The organism is Lactococcus sp. S-13 (assembly GCF_004210295.1).
GTDB lineage: Bacteria > Bacillota > Bacilli > Lactobacillales > Streptococcaceae > Lactococcus.
The window spans coordinates 1,732,285-1,745,650 of record NZ_SDAK01000001.1; the positions used below are offsets into that span (position 1 = coordinate 1,732,285).

The following is a 13,366-nucleotide window of genomic DNA, read 5'->3' on the forward strand; positions in this document are numbered from 1 at the left end:
GTTCAGGATGGCTAAAAATAAAAGAAGCATAGACAATAATCGTTATATTATTACCAGTGTCAATCCTCAATCACCTATTTCCGAACAATATCGTACGATTCGTACGACCATTGATTTTAAAATGGCGGATCAAGGAATTAAAAGTTTTCTAGTAACATCTTCAGAAGCAGCTGCAGGTAAATCAACCGCGAGTGCTAATATAGCTGTTGCTTTTGCACAACAAGGTAAAAAAGTACTTTTAATTGATGGCGATCTTCGTAAACCGACTGTTAACATTACTTTTAAAGTACAAAATAGAGTAGGATTAACCAATATTTTAATGCATCAATCTTCGATTGAAGATGCCATACAAGGGACAAGACTTTCTGAAAATCTTACAATAATTACCTCTGGTCCAATTCCACCTAATCCATCGGAATTATTAGCATCTAGTGCAATGAAAGACTTGATTGACTCTGTGTCCGATTTCTTTGATGTTGTTTTGATTGATACTCCACCTCTCTCTGCAGTTACTGATGCTCAAATTTTGAGTAGTTATGTAGGAGGAGCAGTTATTGTTGTACGTGCCTATGAAACAAAAAAAGAGAGTTTAGCAAAAACAAAAAAAATGCTTGAACAAGTTAATGCAAATATTTTAGGGGTTGTTTTACATGGGGTAGACTCTTCTGAGTCACCATCGTATTACTACTACGGAGTAGAATAATTGGAATAAACTTGAATCAAATAAAAGAACGAAATTCGTAGGCTAGGAGAGAAAATGATTGATATTCATTGCCATATTTTACCGGGGATAGATGATGGGGCTAAAACTTCTGGAGATACTTTGACAATGCTGAAATCAGCAATTGATGAAGGGATAACAACCATCACTGCCACTCCTCATCATAATCCTCAATTTAATAATGAATCACCGCTTATTTTGAAGAAAGTTAAGGAAGTTCAAAATATCATTGACGAGCATCAATTACCAATTGAAGTTTTACCCGGACAAGAGGTGAGAATATATGGTGATTTATTAAAAGAATTTTCTGAAGGAAAGTTACTGACAGCAGCGGGCACTTCAAGTTATATATTGATTGAATTTCCATCAAATCATGTGCCAGCTTATGCTAAAGAACTTTTTTATAATATTCAATTGGAGGGACTTCAACCTATTTTGGTCCATCCTGAGCGTAATAGTGGAATCATTGAGAACCCTGATATATTATTTGATTTTATTGAACAAGGAGTACTAAGTCAGATAACAGCTTCAAGTGTTACTGGTCATTTTGGTAAAAAAATACAAAAGCTCTCATTTAAAATGATAGAAAACCATCTGACGCATTTTGTTGCATCAGATGCGCATAATGTGACGTCACGTGCATTTAAGATGAGGGAAGCATTTGAAATGATTGAAGATAGTTATGGTTCTGGTGTATCACGAATGTTTCAAAATAATGCAGAGTCAGTGATTTTAAACGAAAGTTTTTATCAAGAAAAACCAACAAAGATCAAAACAAAGAAATTTTTAGGATTATTTTAAAGGGATTAAATGGAGTAAATAATGGAAGTTTTTGAGGATGCCGCATCACCTGAATCGGAAGAGCATAAGTTAGTAGAATTAAAAAATTTTTCTTATAGAGAGCTAATTATAAAAAGAGCAATTGATATCCTAGGAGGATTAGCAGGTTCAGTTTTATTTCTTATTGCGGCTGCATTGCTTTATGTCCCTTACAAAATGAGCTCGGAAAAAGATCAAGGTCCAATGTTCTATAAACAAAAACGGTATGGAAAAAACGGGAAAATTTTTTATATTTTGAAATTTAGGACAATGATAGTTAATGCTGAGCATTATTTAGAACTACATCCAGAAGTTAAAGCCGCCTATCATGCCAATGGCAATAAACTAGAAAAGGATTCACGGGTAACGAAGATTGGGTCATTTATTAGGCAACACTCAATTGATGAATTACCACAATTTATCAATGTCCTTAAAGGGGATATGGCATTGGTTGGTCCAAGACCAATTCTGCTTTTTGAAGCGAAAGAATATGGGGAGCGCCTTCCTTATTTACTGATATGTAAACCTGGAATTACTGGTTATTGGACAACACATGGTCGAAGTAAAGTTCTTTTTCCTCAACGAGCAGATTTAGAGCTCTATTATCTCCAGTACCATAGTACGAAAAATGATATGAGGCTTTTGGTACTCACAATTGTACAAAGTATTAACGGATCGGACGCATATTAAAAAATGAAAATAGCATTAGTAGGTTCCAGCGGTGGCCATTTGACACACCTGTATTTGTTAAAAAAGTTTTGGGAAAACGAAGATAGATTTTGGGTCACATTTGATAAAACAGATGCAAAATCTATATTGAAAGAAGAAAGATTTTATCCTTGTTATTATCCCACAAATAGAAATGTAAAAAACACGATAAAAAATACTATTCTTGCATTTAAAATACTTAGAAAAGAAAAACCAGATTTGATTATTTCGAGTGGTGCTGCGGTGGCTGTTCCTTTTTTTTGGTTAGGTAAACTATTCGGTGCCAAGACAGTCTATATTGAAATATTTGACCGAATCGATAAACCAACCTTAACAGGAAAATTAGTTTATCCAGTTACTGATAAGTTTATAGTCCAATGGGAAGAGTTAAAAAAGGTTTACCCTAAAGCAATTAATTTAGGAGGAATTTTCTAATGATTTTTGTAACTGTTGGAACTCACGAACAACCATTTAATCGACTCATTCAAAAAATTGATGAGCTTGTACGCGATGGTGAAATCGAAGACGATGTATTCATGCAAATTGGGTACTCAACTTATGAACCTAAATATACAAAGTGGGAAAAAATAATCGGTTATGACGAGATGTCAGACTATCTAATGAAATCAGATGTTGTGATTACTCATGGAGGTCCGTCAACATATATGCAGGTTTTACAAAATGGGAAAATTCCAATAGTAGTTCCACGTCAACTAAAATTTAATGAGCACGTCAACGATCACCAACTTTGGGTAAGTAAGCAAGTTATGGACAAAGGTTATCCACTTATACTATGTGAAAATATCGAAAATTTATTATCAGATATTAAGAAGTCAAAAAAAGTAGTTAATATATTAGAAAATAGCCATAATAAAGAATTTATAGATAAACTTTATACAGAAATATATTCGATAATAAAGAAATAAGGTATGAGATTGAAAAATTTATTTTGGGAAATTAAAAATAATACTAAATTCAGCGCAATTATTATTGCTATATTTAGATTTGGAAATTTTGTTAATAAAAAGATCCACATTTCAATCATCCGCCAGTTTTTATTTATTACATATAAAATACTAGATTGGTTAATAATACGAATAATATGTAATTCTGAATTTCCTCCTTCCATTACAATAGGAAAGAGACTGCGAGTTTATCATCCCTTTGGTATAATTATTCAAGCAGATGCAAGTATTGGTAATGACTGTCAAATGAGACATCAAGTAACAATTGGATGGGCAAAGTAAAGTCGAGTAAAAAAGGAGAAGGAACTCCAAATTTAAAAAACAACGTAGATATAGGAGCAGGTGCAAAGATTATTGGTAATATAACTATTGGAGATACTGTAGTTGTTGGGGCAAACTCTTTAGTATGTAATAATGTTGAAGCGAATGACGTTGTTGGAGGAGTGCCAGCCAGATCTTTAAAAAAAGAGATAAAAAAATAATGAAAATACTTATTATTAACACTGTACCATTTATGAGAAATGGAATTTCTACTGTGATTATGAATTATTATGATGTTTTAAGAAAAAATAATATAATTGAATTTGTGATAAATAATGAAATTGAAGATGATTATAAAACGCACATAGAATCTACAGGAGGAAAAATTTATTGTTGGGGAAGCAGGAATAGGAAACCGATAAGTTATTCAAAAAAATTAAGACAACTACTTAAAATGAATGATTACGATATCGTATACATTCACGGAAATAGTTCTACATTATCAGTTGAGCTTTTTTCGGCAAGAAAATTAAAAGTAAAAAAAGTTGTTCATGCACATAATGTTGTAACAGAACATCCTTATATCGATAGAGTGCTGAAAAAATATTTCTTGAAACATTATGATTTGGGATTTGCTGCAAGTGAAGATGCCGGTAAATTTCTATTTAATCAAAATGATTTTATTGTAATTCCAAATGGGATTGACATGAAGCATTTTTATTTTGATGTATTAAAAAGGAAAGAAATTCGAGAAAAGTTAAAGATTACTGATGACACGAAGTTACTTCTACAGGTTGGTACATTTACAAAACAAAAGAATCATGATTTTAGTGTGAAACTTATGTCAAACATTCACGATAATAAAATCAAAATGATTTTTTTGGGCGAGGGGGAGTTACTAAATGAATTACGCTCTAAAATAAAAGAAAAGGGCTTAACAAATAATATAATATTTCAAACGCCATCAAATGATATTAATGGTTACTTTTCTGCAGCAGATGCAGTAATTCTCCCTTCTCTTTGGGAAGGCCTACCGTTAGTTGGATTAGAAGCGCAGGCATCAGCTGTTCCTCTTGCTATATCGGACACATTGGATAGAAGATTAAATATTTGTGATACAGTAGTTACTTTACCTCTTAAAATTGAACCATGGAAAAAATGGATAATTGAGGAAATCACTCTTAATAGTGAAAGAGATGTTAAAAAAAATCAAAGAGATATAGAATATGCTGGATACGACATAAATAAAAATGCTCATGATATGGAATTATATTTTAAAAAAATAAGTGGGTTATAATAAGGCACATTGAACAAATAATGAGGAAAATTATGGAAGAAAAAATTGACTTTGTAATAACCTGGGTGGATGGGAATGATCCAAAATGGTTAAAAGAGAAAAAAAAATATGAACTGGATAATGAAAGTGATGATAGGGATATTCGCTTTAGAGATATGGGGACGTTAAAGTATCTATTTAGAGGAATAGAGAAATTTTCACCTTGGGTAAATAAAATTTACTTTGTAACGTGGGGACATTTACCTGATTGGTTAGATACTGAAAATCCTAAACTAGAAATTATAAATCACAAAGATTTTATTCCTGAAAAATATTTACCGACATTTAACTCTAATACTATTGATTTAAATCTTTATCGTATAAAAAATTTGTCAAAAAATTTTGTTTACTTTAATGACGATATGTTTATTTTGAAGGAACTTAAACCAACTGATTTTTTTAAAAAAGGATTACCCTGTAATGAAGCAACATTAAGTGTCGCAACACCAGAAAAAAGACATCATAATTACACACCAATAATGAATATGGAAATAATTAATGAATATTTTTCACGGCAAGAGGTTATGAAGAAGCATCCGTTTCAGTGGTTTAACCTAAAATACGGAAAATATTTATTAGCTAATTTTTGTCTCTTACCTTGGAAAAGATTCTCAGGAATTCGATATGATCATTTACCATCCTCTCTCCAAAAAGGAACTTTTGAAGAACTTTGGAGAAAAGAACATGATATTTTTGATATGACATGTATGAATAAATTTAGAAGTCCTTATGACATTAATCAATGGCTTCTTCAAGATTGGCAAATCTGTACGGGAAATTTTGTGCCAAGAAGCATAAAAATTGGTGAGGGGAACATCGATGTAAATGATGATTTAAAGAGCAACGAAAAAATTTATAAAAGTATTTCTAAACCAAAATATAAAATGACAGCAATAAATGATATGATATTTAATGAAAATAATTTTGATGAAGTGAAGAAACACATTTTGCAAAATTTTGAGATATTGTTACCCTCCCCATCATCTTTTGAAAGGTAATTAGAGTTGATATGAAAAAAATAATTGTTTTTGTTGATTTACTTGGAGGAAATGGTGGAACTGAAAAAGTCATTAATGATGTTTTAAAATATTATAAAGATAGTTCAAAATTTGAAGTATCTATTGTGAATTTTGGATCAATTTCAACAAAAAAATGGGTAAACAAAGGAGTGAAACAAATTAATTTCTTTCCCTTCTCTTTTATTCGAAAAATAAAAGGGATTAGGAAATTTTTATTTCTTTTTGAATTACTATTTTTTTCAATAATTAAAACAGATATTGTTATTACTATTCATTTAGATACTTTAAAAATATTAGCAATAGCTAGAAAAATTAATTTGAAAAAATTTGAAATTTCATCTTGGATTCATTTTGGTTTAAAAACTTCCCAATTTTTTTCTGAAAAAAATTTTAAGGAATTAATAAAGTATTCGGATTCTTTTCTTTCTATTACGGATGAAAATACAGATTTTCTTTTAGAAAAGCATTATCCTAAAGAAAAAATAATAACTTTATATAATCCAGTTAAAAGACAAGAAAAAACCATCGCAATAAATAATCAAAAATTTATTTACATAGGAAGATTAACTTTTGGAAGTACAACTCAAAAAAATAATAAAGAAATGCTTGACGCTTTCTCAATAATAAAAGATTTGAATTGGAGTTTAGATATTTATGGGGATGGAGAGGATAGGATAAAAGAACAAGAATACGTAAAAGAACTTAAAATTGATAAAAAAATAAAATTTATTGGTTGGAAAGACTCCCCTTTTGAAGAAATAGAACAAGCAGCTGCTATTATTTCTACTTCTACACATGAAGGTTTTGGACTATCAATGATTGAAGCATTATCATATGGTGTACCTGTAATTAGTAGTAATATAGAAGGTCCAAAAGTTTTTTTATCACCACAAAATAGTTTGTGTTATCAACTAGGAAATGTAGACGAACTCGCTTTAATATTGAAAAATTTTATTCAAAAAAAAATTAGCTTTCAATCAAGTAATATAAAGAATTCCATAGAACCATTTTATGAAAAAAACTATTTTTACAAATTCAATCAGTTTTTAGATGGAGAAATTAATGATAAATCGAAATAAAGAAAAATCTTTAAATTTTATTCTGGGAATAATTTTTGGAGTATTGCTATATTTTCAAATTTTAGTACAGAATTTGGCAAACTTAAATTTGATTGGAGCATTCGAAAATAATCAGAAGTACATTTACTTTGTAATTTTTATTATTTCTCTAATTTTTAATATGAATCACCTAAAAGATCTCATCTTTTTTGTTCCTTTTGCTATCTTTGGAATTATTAGTTATAAAATTTTAAGGGATACTTCTGTTATTGGTCTTTTTTTAGTTTCATTTTCTTTAAGAAGGATTGAAGTTTATAATATTATAAATATTTTTTACTATGTTTACTGGTCTTATTTTCTCACGATGATGTTTCTTTTATTAATAAGAGTGACAACAAATTTATATCAAACTACTGCATTTGGAGAAGGACAAGGGTGGACTTTTGGTTTTCCAAATCATAATGCAGTTGGTCGAGTTCTGATGATTGGTTGTTTTCTTAATTTAGTTCTTAAATTGATAGAAAATAAGAGATATTCTAGGTTACAAAATAGTTTATGGTGGATAATTCAAATTATTTTTTATTTTATGATGCTTCTTAGTGCTTCAAGTGGTGCCATATTTGGAATGATTATTTCTTTATTCTGTTATTTTTTTATTTCTCAGTTTAAAGGAATTAAAAAAGCCAGAAAAGTAATTTTCCTGGGATGGGTTTCAGTTGTTTCTTTTATTGGAAGTGTAATTTTTACAATATTATCCTTAACGGAAAGAGTGTATATCGCTGATACATTTTGGTATAATTTAAATAGAATTATGACTGGACGCATTGCATTAGGAGAATTAAACTATAAAATTTTTGGAATGAGTATTATGGGAAATCCTGCTTATATCCCTAGTACAGAAGGAGTACCAAATTATTCTTTAGGATTTACCTATAACTTTATAGATAATAGTTATTTAGTTGTGATGATAAGGTATGGTATTGTTTTTTTAATTATTTTGTTGATTTTTTATTTATTATTAATTCGAAAAATTGTTAAAAAACAACTTATTGTATTATTTATTCCAATAATTGCACTTTCAATTTATGGTATCGTCGAAAATATGATTTATGCTTATGCGACAAATTTCGTACTTTTGTGGTTAGGACTATGGTTAAAACCACATATAACTGAAGAAAATAAGGAAATTGAAGAATGAATGAAGGAGTAAAAGTTTCTGTTATAGTACCTGTATTCAACGTTGAAAAATACGTGAGAGAATGTCTCATTTCTATTCAAAACCAAACTCTAAAAGAGATTGAGATTATTTTAATAAATGATGGATCAACAGATGATAGTATTCAGAATATTTCGGATTTAATTGATCGGGATAAAAGAATTATCTTAATTAACCAGAAAAATGGGGGCCTTTCTTCAGCACGTAATACGGGATTGGAGTATGCTAAGGGAGAGTATATTAGTTTTGTTGATTCGGATGATTATTTAAATGATAAATTCTTGGAATGTTTATATATAGAAGCTAAACGAGAAAATCTTGATATTGTTCGTGGGAGTTTTCAGCGACCTAAAGATTCTGATAATAAGTTGGCATGGGAAGATGTAGATGTAAATAAACTAAAACCAGATTTAGTAATTACAGGAGGAGAATTATTAAAACTACTATCTATTTATAATTTAAAAATGATGGTTTGGTTATCACTATATAAACGAGATTTCTTAGATTCTAATCACCTAAGATTTGAAGAAGGGATTATTCTAGAGGATGTAGAATTTATGCCTCGTGCATTATTATTAGCAAGAAGAGTTAGGGCTATAAAAAGAAAAAACTATTTTTATAGAGTAAGAGAAGATAGTATTTTAGGGAATATTCAAAATTCTAAAAAACACCTAGATGCTATTGGACAATTTTTAAAAAAAGATTTATTAATTAAAAATGTGAATAATCAAGAAAGCATAAACTATTTGTGTAGAGCGTTATTATATTCCTATTTTTCTTACGCACGGGAAGTTAGTATTACTCCAGATTTTGAACTTTTAAATCAAGCAACAAAATCATTGAGTATAAGGGGGGTTATTCCTTTGAAATCTTATATCAAATTAAAAATTCAAATATTTTTGATAAAAAGAATTGGGATAAAACAATATAACTCATTAAAAATGAAACTATTTTAGTTTTAAAATTGAATATAAAACATTGGCTTTTTTACGTACTTAATAATAGTATTAATACTAGCTAAATGGGAGAATTTCTTAGTGCAGAGAGAATAAATATTATGAAATTAGTAAAGAATTTTTTATTAAATGGACTATATCAATTGTTACTTGTTATATTACCTTTGGTTACAGCTCCATACGTATCAAGGGTTCTTGGGGCTCATGGAGTAGGAATTTATGCATTCACAGGGGCAAATGTCCAATACTTTGTGTTACTGGCTGTTTTAGGAACATCAACTTATGGAAATAGAGAAATTGCTTATCATCAAAATGATAAGCAAAAAAGAAGTGATATTTTCTGGGGAATTAACTTTTTGAGTTGGATTACTGCAGCAATTTCACTATTTGCTTTTGGTATTTTTATTATAGTGAGTCGTAAATACCAAGATATTTATGCTTGGCAAAGTTTATTGATTTTAACAAGTCTTTTTGATATTTCTTGGTACTTTATGGGGCGAGAAAATTTTAAAGTTACTGTTACTAGAAATTTTATATTTAAAATTTTAACTGTTATTTCTATTTTTATTTTTGTAAAGAATAGTAATGATTTACCAATATATATTGCAATTATGTGCATTGGTGGATTATTGGGAAGTATTTCATTGTGGCCATATTTAAAACATGAAGTTTTTAAACCAAAATTAAAGAATCTAAATCTTAAAAAGCATTTGCATTATACAATTATCCTGTTCATTCCAACTATTGCCGTCCAGATTTATTGGGTGGCAAATAAATCTATGATTGGACTTATGGATTCTGTTGTCCATGCAGGATTTTTCCAGCAATCTGATTCGATGATTAAAATGGCTTTGTCTATTATTGGAACAATTGGAGTTGTTATGTTACCTCATGTTGCAAGTATGCACTCAGAAGGGAATATAAATGGAATTAGAAATTCTATTGTAAAAACGTTTAACATCGCAACAGGGATTTCATTTGGTATATTTTTTGGAATTTTAGGGATTTCTTTGAAATTTGCACCATTTTTTTTTGGGAAATCTTTTGAGATGGTTGGATTAATCATGATGATTGAAGCTCCGATTATCATATTCATTCCAATGAGTAATGTTTTTGGAACTCAGTATCTTTTGCCTTTAAATAGGATGAAACCATATACTTTTTCAGTGACTTTTGGTGCTATTTTAAATATCGTTGTTAATCTAGCATTTATACCGTTATTTGGAGTGATCGGAGCAACGGCAGCAACTGTGATATCTGAATTTGCAGTTACAGCTTACCAATATTTTTCAATCAGAAAAGAGTTTTCATTCAGTGATTTATTTGGTGGACTTTGGAAATATTTTATCTCAGGTCTATTGATGTTTGTCGTCGTTTTTTGGATGAATCAATCATTTAAAATGACAATGATTCAGCTGATACTCCAAATTGTCGTAGGAATTCTCATCTATATCCTATCTAACATCTTATTAAAAACACAGCTATGGCTTATGGCATCAGATCTTTTAGGAAAAATGCAGAATCGGGTGTCAGGAAATCATATCCGCATAGATCAAGACCAAGAAATTCTCGAACACCCATTAGATACGATTGAAGCTTCGATTGATCAATTTGACATTCTTTTTCAAGAAGTCGATGAAAAAGAAAGATTATCTCATGCGAACTTTTTGACAACTCTTAATAATTTTGAGAACACACTAAAAAATGTAACATTTAATGATGATTTAAACAAAAATGATATAATAAGACTATCAGATTTCATCGCTGAGCTTAGTATAATGATGAGCAAAAAAAGAGAGTATCTTAAAGTTCAAGACCAAGAGCAATTATATCAATTCGCTCAAGGTTTAAATATCCTTGTATCAAAAATGGAGAAAATTGCACAAGAAGAGCACTCGCCAAAAGAGCTAAAAGAATGGTTCAAAAATGAATTAGGCGAATAGCTTTGTCAAGTAAAAAGCGAGGAACAGCAAGAAAGACACAATCATGGAACGGAAAAACAAAAAGAAAAAAAGTAAATTTTGGATCATTCCAGTAGTCATCTTACTCATCATTCTGGGGATTGGAGGCTATTTTCTCAAAGATTCACTAACCTCAAAACCAACAAAAACAACGCAGTCGTCAAGTGCGGCTGACCAGCCGAAAAAAACGTCAAAAAAAGACGGTTATGTAGAGCAAAAAGGTGAAGAAGCTGCTGTGGGTAGTATAGTACTTGTAGATGATGCTGGTGTACCAGAGTGGGTTAAAGTTCCCTCAAAGGTAAATCTAGATAAATTTACTGATTTATCTACGAATAATATCACTATTTATCGAATTAACAATCCGGAAGTCTTAAAAACAGTTACCAATCGTACGGATCAACGAATGAAAATGTCAGAAGTTATAGCTAAGTATCCTAATGCTTTGATTATGAATGCTTCCGCATTTAATATGCAGACAGGACAAGTAGCTGGATTTCAAATTAATAATGGAAAGTTGATTCAAGACTGGAGTCCAGGTACAACGACTCAATATGCTTTTGTTATTAACAAAGATGGTTCGTGCAAAATTTATGATTCAAGTACACCTGCTTCAACTATTATTAAAAACGGAGGGCAACAAGCCTATGATTTTGGTACTGCGATTATCCGTGATGGTAAAATTCAACCAAGTGATGGCTCAGTAGATTGGAAGATCCATATTTTTATTGCGAATGATAAAGATAATAATCTCTATGCTATCTTGAGTGATACAAATGCAGGTTATGATAATATAATGAAATCAGTATCAAATTTGAAGCTCCAAAATATGTTATTACTTGATAGTGGTGGCTCAAGTCAATTATCTGTCAACGGTAAAACGATTGTTGCTAGTCAAGATGATCGATCCGTACCGGATTATGTTGTGATGAAATAAAAATAAAAGAACCTCTTGGTTCTTTTATTTTAGAGATTTTTCAAAAAGGGTTTTGACCGAGTCTAATTCTGTTTGAGAAACTACCTTAGCTCCATTTTCATCTGTTGTATGTAGATTGAGTTTGCTGGTATTCTTTAGGGCCCTATTGTAGCTCATAACGATTGTTTTAGCTTCATCGAAACTTATATTGGTTTGAACAGTGTTTGAAAAAGCATAGAGAATTTCTCGATAGTAATTGAAACTTTCAAGTTTTTTCATATGAGCAATTTTTTGAATATTACCGTAGAGTTCCATTGAGACATTTTGAATCCGAGTGATTGAAGCATCCAAATCAGTATCATCAATTTGTGTCATATAGGCTTGGACTTGATCAGCAGTTTGTAAATTAACAGTTCCTTGTTTAAATTCATAACCTTCAGCATTGAATGCCTTTGGATTTTGCATGGTGATTCCACCAGTGGCCTGTACAAGTGATCCCATTTTATTAACATCAATCTGAATTACTTTGTTAATGGACACATTCAATAGGTCTTTAACCATCTGGAAAATTCCATCATCTCCATTCGTATTGTAAACTTCAGTGATTGTTTTTTGATTAGGCATTGTCGCAAAAACTGGGAAGTTCATGAAAGTAGTTTGATTTGTCTTTACATTCGTTGAAGCTAAAACAGTAGCATAAGCTGTATTTTTAGAATTATTTTTACCAGTTTCAATGATAAGTGTGGTGAATGTTTTAGACTTTTTTAAGTCGATACTTGTTGTTTTAGGGAAATTTTTATATGTTGTTGAAAAGGTTGATTCAACATTTCTATAAGCTGCGTAGGCTATAGAAGCAACAGCGATAATTACTAATACAAAAATAATTGAAATAACTTTTAGTACTGTGTGTTTTTTCTTACGATAATGACGCCTCTTTTTTTGATTCATGGTATCTCCATATACATATTATATAACTTAAATTATACCATATTTAATAACAAATTTAAATGTAAGAATAGTGACGTTAAGTCAAGTTTTTAGAGTAACAAACGTAGAATTTTAATCTATTTATTTTAAGCACTTACCTTTTCAAATTGATTAGGTGTAAGATACCCTAAACTTTGATGGATTCGTTTTGAATTATAAAAGGCTTCGATGTACCAGAAAATACTCTGATAGGCTTCTTCAAAGTTCTTATATTTAAATTGATACACCCACTCTCTTTTTAAATGTCCATGCCAAGATTCAAGACTGGCATTATGATAAGGGTATCCTCCTCCAACAATTTTGGCAAGTTCGTCATCAGAAATAGCCTCAAAAATTTAATCGATTTTCCATAATAATCTCCTTTTCTTAATATCACTATTTTAATACTATTCGTTCCATCTTTCATTAGCATACGTTACACATCAATGTTGTCTTAATATTATTCT

Annotated in this window: 15 protein-coding genes and 1 pseudogene; 14 read left to right on the forward strand and 2 right to left on the reverse strand. The window is 30.2% G+C overall.

Annotated elements, in window-relative coordinates; genetic code table 11:
• Window positions 1-7 precede the first annotated feature (7 nt).
• The 14 genes from EQJ87_RS08620 (at window position 8) to EQJ87_RS08685 (ending at window position 11,954) form a co-directional block, all read left to right on the forward strand.
• Window positions 8-703 (forward strand): polysaccharide biosynthesis tyrosine autokinase, encoded by a 696-nt coding sequence (locus EQJ87_RS08620; protein WP_130124203.1) that lies wholly within the window; start codon window positions 8-10, stop codon window positions 701-703.
• 54 nt (window positions 704-757) lie between these two features.
• Complete coding sequence (locus tag EQJ87_RS08625; protein WP_032490719.1) at window positions 758-1,522, forward strand: tyrosine-protein phosphatase; 765 nt, start codon at window positions 758-760, stop codon at window positions 1,520-1,522.
• A gap of 21 nt (window positions 1,523-1,543) precedes the next feature.
• The gene (locus tag EQJ87_RS08630) at window positions 1,544-2,230 is read left to right on the forward strand and encodes a sugar transferase (protein ID WP_130124204.1); all 687 of its coding nucleotides are present in this window, start codon (window positions 1,544-1,546) and stop codon (window positions 2,228-2,230) included.
• A gap of 3 nt (window positions 2,231-2,233) precedes the next feature.
• Window positions 2,234-2,683, forward strand: coding sequence for a PssD/Cps14F family polysaccharide biosynthesis glycosyltransferase (gene pssD, locus EQJ87_RS08635; RefSeq protein ID WP_014608337.1), 450 nt, complete (start codon window positions 2,234-2,236; stop codon window positions 2,681-2,683).
• Window positions 2,683-3,174, forward strand: coding sequence for a glycosyltransferase (locus tag EQJ87_RS08640; protein ID WP_130124205.1), 492 nt, complete (start codon window positions 2,683-2,685; stop codon window positions 3,172-3,174). The genes pssD and EQJ87_RS08640 overlap by 1 nt, the downstream gene beginning before the upstream one ends.
• Window positions 3,175-3,177: 3 nt before the next feature.
• The gene (locus EQJ87_RS08645; RefSeq protein WP_130124206.1) at window positions 3,178-3,495 is read left to right on the forward strand and encodes an LbetaH domain-containing protein; all 318 of its coding nucleotides are present in this window, start codon (window positions 3,178-3,180) and stop codon (window positions 3,493-3,495) included.
• Window positions 3,483-3,695 carry a hypothetical protein gene (locus EQJ87_RS08650; protein ID WP_130124207.1) on the forward strand — a complete coding sequence of 71 codons (213 nt, stop codon included), beginning with the start codon at window positions 3,483-3,485 and terminating at the stop codon, window positions 3,693-3,695. The genes EQJ87_RS08645 and EQJ87_RS08650 overlap by 13 nt, the downstream gene beginning before the upstream one ends.
• The gene (locus tag EQJ87_RS08655) at window positions 3,695-4,771 is read left to right on the forward strand and encodes a glycosyltransferase (protein WP_130124208.1); all 1,077 of its coding nucleotides are present in this window, start codon (window positions 3,695-3,697) and stop codon (window positions 4,769-4,771) included. Before EQJ87_RS08650 ends, EQJ87_RS08655 begins: the two co-directional genes overlap by 1 nt.
• A 32-nt stretch (window positions 4,772-4,803) precedes the next feature.
• A complete protein-coding gene (locus EQJ87_RS08660) occupies window positions 4,804-5,808 on the forward strand; it encodes a Stealth CR1 domain-containing protein (RefSeq protein WP_190289066.1) in 1,005 nt (334 codons plus the stop codon).
• Window positions 5,809-5,819: 11 nt separating this feature from the next.
• Window positions 5,820-6,908 carry a glycosyltransferase gene (locus EQJ87_RS08665; RefSeq protein ID WP_130124209.1) on the forward strand — a complete coding sequence of 363 codons (1,089 nt, stop codon included), beginning with the start codon at window positions 5,820-5,822 and terminating at the stop codon, window positions 6,906-6,908.
• A complete protein-coding gene (locus EQJ87_RS08670; protein ID WP_130124210.1) occupies window positions 6,892-8,085 on the forward strand; it encodes a hypothetical protein in 1,194 nt (397 codons plus the stop codon). The genes EQJ87_RS08665 and EQJ87_RS08670 overlap by 17 nt, the downstream gene beginning before the upstream one ends.
• Entirely contained in the window at window positions 8,082-9,059 is a 978-nt protein-coding gene (locus EQJ87_RS08675; protein WP_130124211.1) for a glycosyltransferase, read from the forward strand. The genes EQJ87_RS08670 and EQJ87_RS08675 overlap by 4 nt, the downstream gene beginning before the upstream one ends.
• A gap of 101 nt (window positions 9,060-9,160) precedes the next feature.
• Entirely contained in the window at window positions 9,161-11,002 is a 1,842-nt protein-coding gene (locus EQJ87_RS08680) for a flippase (protein ID WP_130124212.1), read from the forward strand.
• Between the two features lie 43 nt (window positions 11,003-11,045).
• Complete coding sequence (locus EQJ87_RS08685; protein WP_130124213.1) at window positions 11,046-11,954, forward strand: phosphodiester glycosidase family protein; 909 nt, start codon at window positions 11,046-11,048, stop codon at window positions 11,952-11,954.
• A gap of 24 nt (window positions 11,955-11,978) precedes the next feature.
• Here the strand turns inward: EQJ87_RS08685 and EQJ87_RS08690 are convergent, their stop codons facing one another.
• Together EQJ87_RS08690 and EQJ87_RS08695 are read right to left on the reverse strand one after the other, a co-directional pair.
• Window positions 11,979-12,881 (reverse strand): LCP family glycopolymer transferase, encoded by a 903-nt coding sequence (locus tag EQJ87_RS08690; RefSeq protein WP_130124214.1) that lies wholly within the window; start codon window positions 12,879-12,881, stop codon window positions 11,979-11,981.
• Window positions 12,882-13,006: 125 nt separating this feature from the next.
• Window positions 13,007-13,210 (reverse strand): annotated as a pseudogene (locus EQJ87_RS08695) (IS3 family transposase); the annotation flags it as partial.
• Window positions 13,211-13,366: the final 156 nt, after the last annotated feature.

What these genes read in the sequence shown, in the direction of transcription:
- EQJ87_RS08620 (WP_130124203.1), top strand. Translation starts at nt 8, where the DNA reads ATGGCTAAAAATAAAAGAAGCATAGACAATAATCGTTATATTATTACC.
- EQJ87_RS08625 (WP_032490719.1), top strand. Translation starts at nt 758, where the DNA reads ATGATTGATATTCATTGCCATATTTTACCGGGGATAGATGATGGGGCT.
- EQJ87_RS08630 (WP_130124204.1), top strand. Translation starts at nt 1,544, where the DNA reads ATGGAAGTTTTTGAGGATGCCGCATCACCTGAATCGGAAGAGCATAAG.
- pssD (WP_014608337.1), top strand. Translation starts at nt 2,234, where the DNA reads ATGAAAATAGCATTAGTAGGTTCCAGCGGTGGCCATTTGACACACCTG.
- EQJ87_RS08640 (WP_130124205.1), top strand. Translation starts at nt 2,683, where the DNA reads ATGATTTTTGTAACTGTTGGAACTCACGAACAACCATTTAATCGACTC.
- EQJ87_RS08645 (WP_130124206.1), top strand. Translation starts at nt 3,178, where the DNA reads ATGAGATTGAAAAATTTATTTTGGGAAATTAAAAATAATACTAAATTC.
- EQJ87_RS08650 (WP_130124207.1), top strand. Translation starts at nt 3,483, where the DNA reads ATGGGCAAAGTAAAGTCGAGTAAAAAAGGAGAAGGAACTCCAAATTTA.
- EQJ87_RS08655 (WP_130124208.1), top strand. Translation starts at nt 3,695, where the DNA reads ATGAAAATACTTATTATTAACACTGTACCATTTATGAGAAATGGAATT.
- EQJ87_RS08660 (WP_190289066.1), top strand. Translation starts at nt 4,804, where the DNA reads ATGGAAGAAAAAATTGACTTTGTAATAACCTGGGTGGATGGGAATGAT.
- EQJ87_RS08665 (WP_130124209.1), top strand. Translation starts at nt 5,820, where the DNA reads ATGAAAAAAATAATTGTTTTTGTTGATTTACTTGGAGGAAATGGTGGA.
- EQJ87_RS08670 (WP_130124210.1), top strand. Translation starts at nt 6,892, where the DNA reads ATGATAAATCGAAATAAAGAAAAATCTTTAAATTTTATTCTGGGAATA.
- EQJ87_RS08675 (WP_130124211.1), top strand. Translation starts at nt 8,082, where the DNA reads ATGAATGAAGGAGTAAAAGTTTCTGTTATAGTACCTGTATTCAACGTT.
- EQJ87_RS08680 (WP_130124212.1), top strand. Translation starts at nt 9,161, where the DNA reads ATGAAATTAGTAAAGAATTTTTTATTAAATGGACTATATCAATTGTTA.
- EQJ87_RS08685 (WP_130124213.1), top strand. Translation starts at nt 11,046, where the DNA reads ATGGAACGGAAAAACAAAAAGAAAAAAAGTAAATTTTGGATCATTCCA.
- EQJ87_RS08690 (WP_130124214.1), bottom strand. Translation starts at nt 12,881, where the DNA reads ATGAATCAAAAAAAGAGGCGTCATTATCGTAAGAAAAAACACACAGTA.